This is a genomic window from Dehalobacter sp. 12DCB1 (assembly GCF_004343605.1).
Classification (GTDB): Bacteria; Bacillota; Desulfitobacteriia; order Desulfitobacteriales; family Syntrophobotulaceae; genus Dehalobacter.
In genome coordinates, this window is the sequence record NZ_POSF01000018.1 from 65111 (window position 1) to 78468 (window position 13358).

At 46.2% G+C, this 13358-nt stretch carries 12 protein-coding genes; 5 read left to right on the forward strand and 7 right to left on the reverse strand.

The window, feature by feature from the left end; translation table 11 throughout:
• Nucleotides 1-51: 51 nt before the first annotated feature.
• Together C1I38_RS11350 and C1I38_RS11355 are read left to right on the forward strand one after the other, a co-directional pair.
• The gene (locus C1I38_RS11350; protein ID WP_020490936.1) at nucleotides 52-549 is read left to right on the forward strand and encodes an Lrp/AsnC family transcriptional regulator; all 498 of its coding nucleotides are present in this window, start codon (nucleotides 52-54) and stop codon (nucleotides 547-549) included.
• Nucleotides 546-1715: an aminotransferase class I/II-fold pyridoxal phosphate-dependent enzyme gene (locus C1I38_RS11355; RefSeq protein ID WP_119776432.1), complete on the forward strand. Its 1170-nt coding sequence runs from the start codon at nucleotides 546-548 to the stop codon at nucleotides 1713-1715. Before C1I38_RS11350 ends, C1I38_RS11355 begins: the two co-directional genes overlap by 4 nt.
• 59 nt (nucleotides 1716-1774) lie before the next feature.
• Here the strand turns inward: C1I38_RS11355 and C1I38_RS11360 are convergent, their stop codons facing one another.
• The 4 genes from C1I38_RS11360 to C1I38_RS11375 form a co-directional block, all read right to left on the reverse strand.
• Entirely contained in the window at nucleotides 1775-2398 is a 624-nt protein-coding gene (locus C1I38_RS11360) for a flavin reductase (RefSeq protein ID WP_026156163.1), read from the reverse strand.
• 55 nt (nucleotides 2399-2453) lie between these two features.
• The gene (locus C1I38_RS11365; RefSeq protein WP_119776434.1) at nucleotides 2454-4034 is read right to left on the reverse strand and encodes a CCA tRNA nucleotidyltransferase; all 1581 of its coding nucleotides are present in this window, start codon (nucleotides 4032-4034) and stop codon (nucleotides 2454-2456) included.
• 95 nt (nucleotides 4035-4129) lie between these two features.
• On the reverse strand, nucleotides 4130-5068 hold the full coding sequence (locus tag C1I38_RS11370) for a D-2-hydroxyacid dehydrogenase (RefSeq protein WP_243103739.1): 939 nt from the start codon (nucleotides 5066-5068) through the stop codon (nucleotides 4130-4132).
• A gap of 216 nt (nucleotides 5069-5284) precedes the next feature.
• Entirely contained in the window at nucleotides 5285-6400 is a 1116-nt protein-coding gene (locus tag C1I38_RS11375; protein WP_119776437.1) for an aminopeptidase, read from the reverse strand.
• A 214-nt stretch (nucleotides 6401-6614) separates the two neighbouring features.
• Between C1I38_RS11375 and C1I38_RS11380 the strand changes: the two genes are divergently transcribed.
• From C1I38_RS11380 to C1I38_RS11390, 3 genes are all read left to right on the forward strand, one after another.
• Nucleotides 6615-7520, forward strand: a complete 906-nt coding sequence (locus C1I38_RS11380) for an RluA family pseudouridine synthase (protein WP_119776438.1) — start codon at nucleotides 6615-6617, stop codon at nucleotides 7518-7520.
• A 160-nt stretch (nucleotides 7521-7680) separates the two neighbouring features.
• The gene (locus tag C1I38_RS11385) at nucleotides 7681-8559 is read left to right on the forward strand and encodes a MoxR family ATPase (protein WP_119776440.1); all 879 of its coding nucleotides are present in this window, start codon (nucleotides 7681-7683) and stop codon (nucleotides 8557-8559) included.
• Nucleotides 8540-9904, forward strand: coding sequence for a VWA domain-containing protein (locus tag C1I38_RS11390; RefSeq protein WP_119776441.1), 1365 nt, complete (start codon nucleotides 8540-8542; stop codon nucleotides 9902-9904). The genes C1I38_RS11385 and C1I38_RS11390 overlap by 20 nt, the downstream gene beginning before the upstream one ends.
• A gap of 96 nt (nucleotides 9905-10000) precedes the next feature.
• Here C1I38_RS11390 and C1I38_RS11395 read toward each other — a convergent pair whose 3' ends face one another.
• The 3 genes from C1I38_RS11395 to lepB all read right to left on the reverse strand — a co-directional run bounded on the left by C1I38_RS11395 (nucleotide 10001) and on the right by lepB (nucleotide 13256).
• Nucleotides 10001-11089, reverse strand: coding sequence for a hypothetical protein (locus C1I38_RS11395; protein WP_119776443.1), 1089 nt, complete (start codon nucleotides 11087-11089; stop codon nucleotides 10001-10003).
• Between the two features lie 175 nt (nucleotides 11090-11264).
• Nucleotides 11265-12611 (reverse strand): DNA recombination protein RmuC, encoded by a 1347-nt coding sequence (gene rmuC, locus C1I38_RS11400; protein WP_119776444.1) that lies wholly within the window; start codon nucleotides 12609-12611, stop codon nucleotides 11265-11267.
• 99 nt (nucleotides 12612-12710) lie between these two features.
• Nucleotides 12711-13256 (reverse strand): signal peptidase I, encoded by a 546-nt coding sequence (gene lepB, locus C1I38_RS11405; RefSeq protein WP_199698292.1) that lies wholly within the window; start codon nucleotides 13254-13256, stop codon nucleotides 12711-12713.
• Nucleotides 13257-13358 lie beyond the last annotated feature (102 nt).

The window sequence follows — 13358 nt, forward strand, 5'->3', positions numbered from 1 at the left end:
TATTATAATTTAATAATATTAATTCAGAAGCGCAGAAAGGAGTTTTCGAGAATGTTGTCCGAAGATGATCGGCGCCTCCTTCATATCCTGTCCCAGGACTGCCGTCTGACTGTGGAAGATTTAGCAATTCAGACCGGCCTGACAGCGGATTATATTAAAAAGAAAATTAAACAGTGGGAAGATGATAAGGTCATCGCAAAATACGGTATCCTTATCAATTACGACCAACTGGAAGAAGACAGGGTTACTGCATTAATTGATGTCAAAGTCCTGCCCCAGCGCGGCAATGGCTACGATAAAATTGCGCAGCGGTTCCAAAAGTTCAGTGAGATTAAATCCGTTTATCTGATGTCTGGGGATTTTGACCTTTGTATCATTATTGAGGGCCGTAACATGCATGAAATCGCCCAGTTTGTTTCCGATAAATTGTCTCCCCTGGATGTAATCCAGTCAACTTCGACCCGCTTTATTCTGCGCAGGTATAAGCAGGATGGCATAGAATTTCACGGAGAGGAAGAGAGACCGCAGCGTCTCATGATAACGCCATGAAGCAATACTTATCACCACTGGCTTTTAATCTGAAGCCATCAGGAATACGAAAGTTTTTTGACCTAGCCGCCACTGTAGAAGGCGTAATCTCCCTCGGTGTCGGAGAGCCTGATTTTGCGACTCCCTGGGTCATGACTGAAGCCGCTATTTTTTCTCTGGAACAGGGTCAGACCATGTATACCAGTAACGCGGGTTTGATCGAGCTCCGCAGGGAATTATCAAAATATATGGCCAAACATCAAGGCTTAAGTTATAATGCCGATCAGGAAATCTTTATCACCGTCGGCGCCAGCGAAGCGATCGACCTAGCGATGCGTGCGCTGATCGTGCCGGGTGACGGCGTGCTGATCCCTGATCCTTCTTTTGTGGCCTATGCTGCCTGTGCGGAAATCTCCGGCGCAGAGGTTCATTATGTTAAAACAAGTGCAGAACACGATTTCCGCCTGCAGGTCGAAGACCTTCAGATGGCGTATACGCCAAACTGCAAGATTTTGGTTCTGTCTTACCCAAATAACCCTACCGGCGCAGTCATGACCAGAGAAGAGCTGCTGCCGATTGCCCGGTTTGCGTCCGAAAATGATCTGATCGTTATTTCCGACGAGATTTATTCGGATCTTAACTACGGCGGAGAACATACACCCTTTGCAACTTTACCGTACATGCGGAACCGCACGCTTCATGTCAGCGGCTTCTCGAAGGCCTATGCAATGACAGGCTGGCGAATTGGCTATGTTGCTGGCCACCCTGATCTGATTCAGGCCATGCTTAAGATCCATCAATACACCATTATGTGCGCCCCGATTATGGCACAGGTTGCTGCACTGGAAGGACTGAAATCTGGAGAAACGGCCAAACAAGAAATGGTGATGGAATATGACCGACGCCGCCGGATTATGGTTCACGGCCTTAGAGAAATGGGTCTTACCTGTTTTGAACCCTTAGGTGCTTTCTATGTTTTCCCCGATATTACAGCTACCGGATTAAACTCCGAAGCATTTGCCGAACAGCTGTTGAAGGAAGAAAAAGTTGCCGTTGTTCCCGGTACGGCCTTCGGTCCGGCCGGTGAAGGACATGTCCGCTGTTCCTACGCTTACTCGACGCAGCAGCTGCAGGAAGCATTGACCAGAATGTCCAGGTTTGTTAAGAAAAGGATAAACTGCAAGTAAAAAGAGAGAAAATGCTTCGAATGAGGCGTTTTCTCTCTTTTTATATTGCTCATGATGGTTTACTTTGTCTTCCTGAAGTAAGCATACGTCATCGGCTCACCGGTACTTCGGACTTCGGCCACCGTGACTCTGCCCAAGAACAAGGTATGTGTACCGGTATCCATTGAATTCACGACTTCTGCTTCCATGGTGGTCAGTACTTCATCAGGCAGCATGATACCGGATGATCCGCGGTGCGCTTTGATTCCGTCAAATTTATCGGTCTCTTTCCCTGACCTGTAGCCAAATCTTCTGACGAGGTCATGTCCTTTCTGGTCCAGGACGGATACGCCGAATCTGCCGCTTTGCATGATCAGTTCATGCGTGTAGTTTTTCTTGTTAATACCAATCGCAATCTGCACGGGATCAGAAGTGATCTGGAAACAAGTGTTGGCTGCCTGCCCGTTGTCTTTGCCGTTATAGGCTGCCGTAATAATAAACAAACCGTAGGAAATTGACTGTACCGCTTTCACAATCGCTTCCTCGGGACTTAATATGGTCTGAACAGAATTCATCGTGGTACTGCCGGCATTATTGAAGGAATCCGTGACAAAGTTGCTGGAATCAACACCGCAGACTGGACAGGTTTCGGGAGGATTATCCCCTTCATGTATGTAGCCACAAATAACACAGCGCCATTTCATATGTCCCCACTCCTTTTTGAAATAACAATCTATTTATAATTATTATAACTTACTTCTACATATTTTTGAACTCCCAATATACTTTTTTTAGAAAAGTATGATTCAATTCCTGCTTCATCTCTTTCATGGCTTTTTCGCGGACAAGCTCCTTAAAGATTCCGAGATTTGAACCGCTTAATCCTTGCTGCATCGCATACTGCCGGAATAGTTTCCAGTCAATCTGCACCAGATTTTCTTTCTGCCACAAAGCTACTGCAATCAATTCGGCAAAAATCCTTTCAAAAATATTGTTCTGCGCAGTGGTATGAAGTTTTCCGGCCTGATAATCTGCTTTCCATAAAATCAAAAAGTCATGGATGTTCTTTAATTCAAAGTTTCTGCCGTCCCAGCAGACTTTCCAAACGAGCTCCGCCGCTCTGTTCTTGAAAGACCGCTTGGCAAATTCCCCTCTGAACTCCGGCATGAATACGAGTGTTGCCTGCATATGATTCTCAACAAGTTTAATAAGGTTTTGTTCCTGTTTTTTGCCAACCCCATCAAAAAACATCGAAAACGTATAGCGTTTGAGAACATCGGCCAGAAGCCTGGCGCTTGCCGCTTCATGCATCAGGAAATGTCGTTTGCCGTTTTCGACGTACACAAGACCAAAATTGGTCGGTTCACCGTCTATGACCTTTTTAAACTGCACAATTTCCGGGTATTGATCCAGTCTTGCCCCAAGGATTCGGATCTTTTTCCCAATGAAAGACTTCAGCTTATATTCCAGTTCCCGGGGTCCTCTTGTCCCGACGATTTTAAATCCCTCAAGTGAGTAGTTCTGGTCGGCAAACTTTAGTGTCCCGGATACATGGCATTCCCGGCTAGCTACTTCCCACTTGCCGGAATCATGAAACAGGCCTGCCAGACGCAGATAAAGATCTTCAGGGGTATTCCGAAATACGGCCATGGTATGTTCCCAGACATCCAGGGAATGATACTGATTCTGTTCAAGACCTTTCAGCCTGGCCAATTCAGGTAAATACATATCCCAGTAACCGATTTTGTCCAACATCCGCACAGCCTTTTCGGCCTCGGTCAAAACAAGGATCCCGGCAAGTTCCGCCGTAATTCTTTCCCGAGATGTGGTACTCAGAAAAGAAAGGTCCAATGCATGCTCCCAGGTATTGGGGTCAATCTTCATTGAAAACTTTACCGCGAATTTAACCATCCTCAAAATACGGACAGGATCTTCCCGGAACCGTTCATCAGGCTTACCGCAGGCTTTAAGGATTTTGGCTTCCAGATCCTTTCTGCCTTCCATCGGGTCATAAAATTCCCCTGACACAGGATCCTGATAAATCGCATTGATGGTGAAGTCCCTGCGCTGGGCATCTTTCTCTAGTTCTTCGGCCTGTACCACATCCACTTTGGAACCTTCCGTAAAAATGCTGACCGTCGAGAAGTGCCTACCGATTACCTGGGCAGAGAAGCCTTGCTCACAGAGGATATCCTTGACCTCTTTTGGGCTCAGTACGCACACTAAATCCATGTCCGGAGACTCCAATCCCAGGATATGGTCCCGTACCGCTCCACCTACGATCCAGACGCGGGTATGGCGGGACAATCTTTCGATAACACTTTTCTGGAAGTCATTCATAGGACTCCTCCGAATCTCTTTTTATGCCTGTTTCTCACGTTTCAATATTCTGAGTTCCTACTTAGTTGAGTGTTCTATATTCAAGTACGTGTTTCTTAATACCCTGTCCTATCGTCTATAATATTGATCATTTGACCCGGGTCAGGATATTTAGCCAGATTTCTCTGGAACACTTCCCACATGCGTTCAGAGGTCTGAATGGTCCTGCCGCCGATATGCGGCGTAAGGAAGACATTATTCAGTTTCCAGAACGGGCTGTCTTCCGGCAACGGTTCTTTCCTGAATACATCGAGCGCCGCTGCGGCTATCTTCTTACTTTTAATTGCTTCGATTAGGGCATCCTCGTCGACAACCTGTCCTCTGGCTACATTGACAAATAATGCCCCGTCCTTCATCTGATGGATGAAGTCTGCGTTGACAAAGTCTTTCGTTTCCGATGTCAGCGGTAGGACAATAACGACTACATCACTGATCGACAGAATTCCAGGCATTTCCTCCGGGGTTACAATCTTCGCGAAAGCCTGGTCCTGAGCGCCATGAAGTGATACGCCATAAACCGTCATCCCAAAAGCCCCACACCGTTTGGCGATCTCTTTACCAATGGTGCCTGCCCCGACAATGCAGACCGAATTGCCGTACATTTCGGAAATTTTCGGTTTTGCGCTGAATATCTTCTGTTCCTGCTGTGACACAAATGTATTACCCTGTCTTAAGAGCATAAGGATACTCCAGATGACGTGCTCGGCCATCTGGATCTTGTGGGCGCCTTTGACATTCGTCAGCACGACGCCTCTCGAAATAAGCCTGTCCAGAGGCAGCATATCGACCCCTGCGCTTAAGGTTTGAATCCATTTAAGATTCGGATACAGATTAATTGTATCCTTTTTAATATCCCAGCCATACGTAAGCAGTACATCCGCTTCCGGATCTGCCTCCGTAAAGTCTCTCACCTGAATGATTCGGGCACTCGGTCGTATTGCCAGCAGCTTTTCCAGGAGATCATCCGGTATTTTTATACTGCTCAGGATCTTCATTGTATTTCTCTCCTCTTGTTTGACAAATATATTCATTCGGGTCTGGTCTGTGCGCCACAATTCCGCTTTCGGCAGATTATGCCCTCCATGGCATAAACTGCCGCGCTCCGCATCCATGCTCCGCTTGACGCCGGACTTGTGGCACCCAGACCTAATATAGGATAATCAGGATTGTATGAAATTTTGAGTAGAGAATTTAAGAATGTTGTACTCGCGTTATCTGAGGTTTTCAGGATTCAGGACCTGCAGCTCCGCTGGCATAAACCTGCCGTCTTTCCTGATCAGTTCCCTGTCAAAATAGACCTCTCCGCCGCCGTATTCCGGTCTCTGGATGCATACCAGATCCCAATGGACTGCGGACTGGTTGCCATTGTCGCATTCGTCATAGGCCGAACCTGGTGTGAAATGAAAACTTCCGTCGATCTTCTCATCGAACAATGTATCTTTCATCGGCTTCTGAATGTAAGGGTTAAAGCCGAATGAAAACTCTCCGATATACCTCGCACCTTCATCAGTATCAAGAATTTTATTAATTCTTTCGGTATCGTTGGCTGAAGCCTTGATAATTTTGCCGTCTTTGAATTCCAGTACGATGGATTCATACGTAAATCCCTGATAAACAGCCGGGGTGTTATAGGCGATGATACCGTTGACCGAATCTCGGACCGGCGCTGTGAAAAGCTCGCCGTCAGGGATATTCATCTTACCGTCGCATTTAATTGCTGGCAGCCCCTTGATTGAAAACGAAAGATCTGTTCCGGGCCCTGTAATCCTTACCATGTTGGTCTTTTCCATCCGTTCTTTCAGCGGATCCATCGCTCTGGACATTTTGGAATAATCCAGATTGCAGACTTGAAAGTAAAAATCTTCAAAAGCTTCGGTACTTATCTCAGCGAGCTGCGCCATCGATGGATTCGGATAGCGGAGCACACACCAACGGGTATACTTGACTCTTTGCTCGGAATGGAGCGGTTTCGAGTAATGGTTTAAGTAGATTTGCATTTTATCTGCTGGGACATCGGCCAGCTCGTTAATGTTTTCCCCGGAGCGTATTCCGATATAAGCCTGCATGTCCTGCATTCTGGCGACTTCCCACTTCGCCTGGCTTTGTGCCTGTCCGATTGAAAGCCCTTTTAATATTTCACGTTGCAAGGTATGATGAGTAATATTAAGAAAAGGCTGCGCGCCAGCTTCATAAGCCTCTCTGACCAACGCCCGGGCTAAAGGGATTTCCAACCCCGACAGCTCAATCAGGATACGTTCACCTTCCTTTAACTCTACGGAATAATGGATTAAATTTTTGGCCAATACGTCTATTCTTTGATCATTCATACCTATACTTAACCTCTTTTCTGCTTGTTTATTTTGTCTTCGGGGATAATGCTTGGGAACTCGGCTTGATTTATGGAACTGACCTATATTGGTTAATTTTAACTGTCATTATTATAATATATTTTTTGTTTCTTTACCCAACATCTTGCTAAATTATTCTATTAAATCATAATATATGTCTATCAGATAATGCTTATTCTATTAGGAGAAAGACATGACTGCAAATACATTATTCACATACACTTTAACGCCAGAAGATGACGGCAGGAAATACCAGGACATCCTTCTGCGGCGCTTCCATTTTTCCCGTAAGGTACTGCAAAAGCTGAAAATCGGTGAAAATGTCTGGATCGACGGCAAATTCACCTACCTGACTGCCCGGGGCAAAACCGGACAGACTCTTGCTGTGAATATTCTGGAAGAAGAGCCGGCAACTATCAGAGGAGAGCTTCTGCCAATTGAAATTATCTACGAAGACGAAATCTTTCTGGCGGTGAATAAGCCGCCCGGTCAGGTCATCCATCCAAATTCGAGATATCGGACTGGAACGCTCGCAAACGCGGTGATCGGTTACTGGGGAAGCAAAGGTGAAACGAGGCCTTTCCGCCCTGTCTCGAGAATAGACCGCAATACCTCCGGCATTGTGCTGATCGCCAAATCCCGCTACGCTCACCAGCAATTGGCCGCCCTTTCTGTCAAAAACAAAGTCGAGAAGAAATATCTGGGCCTTTCAGAAGGCCATTCTCCGCTCACCCAAGGCGAATGGTCCTTCCCAATCCGCCTTAAACCCGGTAGCAAGATTGTCCGGGAAGCTCACCCTGACGGGCAGTCCGCACTGACGTTGTTCCAAACACTGCAGCAGTACCCGGACTATTCACTAATGGAGTTTACACTGGTCACCGGCCGTACCCACCAGATCAGAGTACACGCTCAGGCAGCTGGTCATCCACTTTTAGGAGATGATCTGTACGGCGGCAGCATGAAATATATTCAAAGACAGGCCCTGCACTGTTATTCCTACTCTTTTCCTCATCCTTTGACCCTGAAGACAATAAAGATAGAAGCAACCGTTCCTGTTGACATGAGGATGCTTTTATTAGAAGATTCTTTCGATGATTAATGGTTGAAATTTTTATGTTTTTATCTTTCTGAATTAGAATTCCTCTTGCCATTATTCCTTTAATCATCAATAATTAAAAAAACACCCATTATACATGTATATATGACTAAAATTATCTAGGATATTTTGCCTGTCATCGATCAGAAAGGAAGTACTGTTTATGAATTTGGAAGAAATAAAAGAAGGTTTACAAAAACAGGGCTATATTGCTAATGACAATACCGCAATGATCTTGCATTACTCCCTGCTTCTCAATAAACCCTTACTTATTGAAGGGCCGACCGGAGCCGGAAAAACAGAGTTGGCCAAAGCATGGAGCCAATATCTCAACCGAGAATTGATCCGCCTCCAGTGTTATGAAGGTATCGATGAAGGCAAAGCCCTTTATGAATGGGATTATCAGAAACAACTGCTCTATATTCAGACCAAAAGTCCCGGCACGAATGAATGGTCCGCTACCAGTGAAAATATTTATACGGATGAATTCCTTCTGAAAAGACCGTTACTGAAAGCGATTGCTAGTGATATGCCTTCCGTCCTGCTGATTGATGAAATCGATAAAAGCGACGAGGAATTTGAAAGCTTTCTGTTGGAGATCCTCTCGGACTGGCAGATTTCTATACCCGAGATTGGGACAATCCCTGCTGTAAGCATTCCTTCCGTCCTGTTGACCAGCAATAGCACACGAAATTTAAGCCAGGCGCTAAGAAGAAGATGTCTGTACCTTCATGTGGATTACCCGAACGAGCAAAGAGAACTCGAGATTCTTCAGATCCACTTCCCGGATCTGTTGGAGCACCTTGGTAAACAAGCGGTTACTTTCATCCGCAAATTGCGGCTCGAGAAGCTCAAAAAACACCCCAGCATCAGCGAAGTGATCGATTGGGTCAACATCCTGGAACAGCTACAGGTCGAAGAACTAACGGCGGAAGTCGCTTCCAGCACGCTGAACATCCTTTTCAAATACCAGGATGACTGTCGGCATGTCCTGGAAAAAGTGAACCAAAAGGATTGGTTTGATGGAATACTTCATTCTTAAAATAGCCAGACTGCTCAGAGAGTCCGGCATTAACGTGAATTCACACGAAATATCTGACTGCATCCGGCTGCTAAAAATGCTCGGTCTTGATGGAATGGATAAGTATACTTTTTATCAACTCATCAATACGACGCTGATCAAATCTCCTTGGGGCCCTGATTATGCTTTATGGCTGATCGAGTTATATTTTGGCCCTGATTTGGAAATATCATCGGACCATCTGGGCATTCTAAAAAGCCAAGGCCGTTTCTCCCTGGAAGAAGGCCACGGAGGAAGTGCCGGCAAAACTGTCCCGCTAGAGCTCTTGATTGAGGCCGTGCTGAACAATGAAATTGATCTGATTTATGCTGTCCTGCAAGGCTTGGACCTGAATCTTGAACTCAGCATCGAGGATCGCGAAAAAGGCCTGGCTGCTTTCCGGACCCAGAGCGGTTGGAATGAAGCAGCCAGCCATATTGAAAAGGCTTACCAACAGGATGAACTATCTGAAGCGGAATACCAGGCGGCACGGGTGGCCCTTGAAGAATGGAACCATTTACTCAAAGATGAAATTGAACGCCAGCTGGCTAGAAATATGAGTTCGGAGCATTTGATCCAGGAAATGAAAAAACGAAATCCACGAACGGTTTCGTTTCTGGACTGCGACGACGCGCAGATCACTCAAATGTCGCAGGAAATCCAGAAGATAGGCCGAAAACTGGCCGTCCGCAAAGGAAGGCGCCGCAAAGTAAGTGCAAGCGGCACTATCAATCTGAATCGTAGCATCAAACATTCCCTGAAAACCTGCGGAATCCCGCTGAACCTGATAAAAATGCAGCGAAAACAATCGAAACCCGACCTCTGGCTGCTCTGTGACATGTCCAATTCCGTTAGCAAATTTATTTACTTCATGCTGATGTTTGTCTTCGCAACGCAGCAGCGCTATGCCAACGTCCGCTCATTTCTGTTCGTCGATCAGCTCGTGGAAGCGACAGATTATTTCCAGGAGCAGGACTGGACAGGCTCACTCAACAATCTACGCAAGGTTAGCGGCTATAACCGTACAGGCTATTCCCATTATGGTAATGTGCTGCTGAAGTTCTCCGACCTCTATCTGCCTTTCCTGCTGAATAAAACCACGGTGCTGATTTTAGGAGACGGCAAAAATAATCAGAACAGGCTGGATGGCAGCGAAATCCTAGCCCAGATCAAAGAAAAAGCCGCAGCCTTGTACTGGTTGAATCCCCTAAGCAAGGACCAGTGGGGCAGGGGCGACTGTCTGATGACCAAATACCAAGAATATTGTACCGGTGCTTTTTCTGTAGCAAATATTGAAGAGCTGGAACAATTTCTGAACTCTCTTTAGGTTAAGACAACCGCGAAATGAAGGGACGAATCTTTATCCCCATTATTTAATTGAGGGAATAAAAAATTCGTCCCTTTGTATTAGCTTATCCTCTCGCTATACCGCAAAGTCTACGTGCTGGACCGTCCCTGCTTCTCCGTTCTCTTTTAGAAATATGCCGGTTTCCTTGATCTGAGCGTCTAAATGATTATCCGTATCTTTCAGTGAAAATAGCGAATCGACATTGCCTAAATAGATTGCGCCGATTCCAACCTGACTTAAGGCCAGTAGCTGGTCGTTACCTGCAGCATCCTTAATCCAAAGGCTAAGTTCTTTGTAGATGGAATCATTTTCATCGATCCAGCCGTTTTGATCGTTATCATATTCGGCTAATTCCTTAAAACCGTCTCCGCTCGCCGGCCCGAAGAGCTCGCTGCCATCATTGACGACTCCGTCGCTATTCTCATCCCAAGCAAGGAACCCGCTGCCTTCAGCCAGGAAAGAAATATTATCCTGCATTCCGTCAGCATTAAGGTCAAAATCCGTTTTAAATCCTGACAGGCTTGCGCTGCCTGCACCATAATTAATCACTAACGGATCGACCAAAGCATCTCCGGCTTTAAAATCGATGCTCTGATAGGATGTATACTCACGGCTTATCGCGATATTCAGCTTGAATTTTATCTCACTGCCGTCTTCAGTAAGGATTGTGCCCTGGGCTGAAAAGTTCATGGATTCTTTTTCTGTATAGGACGCTTCATAGTGATAATCGATGCCCCATCCAACCCTCTGACTGCCGTTCCCATTATTGTTGCCGTCGTTCTTTGCTGCCATCAGGTGACCAAAATCACTGTTACCCGGACCTAAAAGAGGTAGTTTATCCGGTACATCAATCGTTACCTTTCTCCCGGACAGCTTGGAGAGGAATTTTTCTAACAGGGAGATAATTTCTTTCTCCCTAGGGCTGAGTTCAAAGAATTCATCTTCCGACTCAGCAGTTGTTTCTGAGCTGCTCGCTGCGGGATTCTCCTGTAATTTAGCCAAAGCGTCACTTGAAAGTGTCAATGAATCCGCAGTTGGCTCTGTTTCATCGCTTGCATCCGTGCCCTGTCCGTCAACCCAGGCTTTCAGCCTTTCATTGACGGTCTTTTGCTGTTCCAGCTTGTAGTCCGAATAAAGATCAACAGCTGAACTCAAAACCTTCATCTTCATCCCTCCATGGATATTAGACTTTTTCATTATTATCGTAAAGATTTTTAGTTTTCTTAAGACCCATGGAGGTTTCTTTGAAATTTCTTGGTATCAAAAAAAAGATGCAATCATACATCTTTTTAATAATCACGTAGCATTCGACTGAGAAGTCCGATTGTTTTCCCAAATATTAATTGTCTCCTGCCGCAATCTCCCGAAGCCCGGTCTCGAGGATCTCCATCTCACTAATCTCATTATCGCCGGCAACCCCGAGCTCCTTGAATTTCCTGGTGGTCACGAGTACCCGGTTCTCATAGGAGCCGACGGCCCGATTGTAAGCCTGAGTGGCCTGGGCGAGTCCTTTACGGATGTCCAACAAATGCTCGGTCAAAACGCTGATCCTGTCATAGAGCTGTTTGCCGAGCTCACTGATATGGCGGGCATTTTCGTTGATCTGTTCCTGGCTCCAGCCGTAAGCCACGGCTTTAAGCAGCGCGATCAACGTTGTCGGGGTCGCCAGGATGACCCTTTGCCCGGCGCCGTATTCGATGAGTTCCGGATCTGACTGCAGCGCAGCACTGAAAAAGGTTTCACCCGGCAGAAACATGACAACAAATTCCGGCGTAAAATCGAACTGGTTCCAGTAAGACTTCGCGGCAAGTTTGGTAATATGGTTTTTGACCTGCCGAGCATGACCTGATAACTTTGTTCTCTTATGGTCTTCATCAAGGGCTTCCACAGCTTCAAGATAATCCGCGAGCGGGGCCTTGGAATCGACGACAATCGTTTTATTCCCCGGAAGCCGAATAATCATATCCGGGCGCTGCCTGCCGGACTCGCCGATGACTTCCTCCTGCTGGTAAAAATCACAGTACTCCACCATGCCGGCCAGTTCTACGACCCGCTGCAGCTGGACTTCTCCCCAGCGGCCTCTGACAGTCGGCGATTTCAAAGCAGAAGTCAGCTTCAAGGTCTCCCGCTGCAGCTTTTCCTGCCCGAACGCCATATTTTCGACTTGCTTAAGCAACCCTTCATAAGCCCCTGCTCTTTTTTGTTCCAGTTCGTTAATCTTCAAATCAACTTTGTCGAGCGACTCCCGCAAAGGCTTTACGAGTTCATCGATAGAAGCCTGCCTTTTTTCCAGATCAGCCGAAGCCTGGACCTGGGTCTTCTCGAGTACAACCTTCGCCAATTCGAGAAAGGACTGATTGTTATTCTTAAGTGCCTCAGCGGATAAGGCCTTGAAGCCGTCACTGAGCTCCTCCCTGGCCTGGCTGAGCAACGTCAATTTTTCTTCATACGCTGTCTGCTCCATCTCGAGCCGGGTACGCAGTTCAGAAATGACAGCGGAATTTTGCATTCTTCTTTCAAATTCCCGATTCAGTTCCGCATGCAGCCTTTCATTCTCCTGTTCAAGCGTCCGGGCTTTTTCCAGTAGTCCTCTGGCTTGGCCTCCGCGGAAACTAAACCCTGTCCCAAATCCGAGAATGATCCCGACCATGACTGCGCCGATGACATAAAGGAACATTGGATCCATCCGGCTATCCCTCACATATCCATATTTATTATCGAGTTATCCTCTTTGCGGTTTGATAATCGTAATCTTTTTATGCTAGTGCTGTATCATGTACGTATTCTACTTTAAATAGTCTTCAGGCAGTTTAGTCAAGGTTCCGAATCTGTCCAAAGGCCAGTACCTGACCCAGACCCTTCCCAATATCTTATCCTCGGGCAAGGCCCCCCAGCGATGGCTATCGTAACTGGCCGGACGGTTATCCCCCATCATGAAATAGGAATCCTCCGGTACGGTCACAGGCCCAAATTCATAATCGGCCGGATATTCGACGTAAGGCTCATTCAGAGCCTGATCATTGATATAGATTTTTCCGTTTTTGACTTCAAGTTTTTCACCAGGCAAGCCGATCACTCTTTTGACGAGATCCTCATCCTTCATTACAGCTTCGGGAGCTTCAAAAACAATAACATCTCCGCGCTTAATCTCACCGCATTTATAAAAGAACCGATCCACGATTAAACGGTCCTGAAGCTGAATCGTAGGCAGCATCGAGCCGGTCGGGACGATTCGGGTATCAATCAAATAATTTCGAATCACCATAGAGAGAACAAAAGCAATTGCAACGATAACGACCCATTCAAACAACGATCTCATAAAACCTTTCAACACAAATCACCTTCCACATTCCTTCAATATCTCAAATTTCAAAGGTTAGCCCAAACCTAAATTACTTTCTCTATTAATCTATATATTCCTGCCTATAAATAA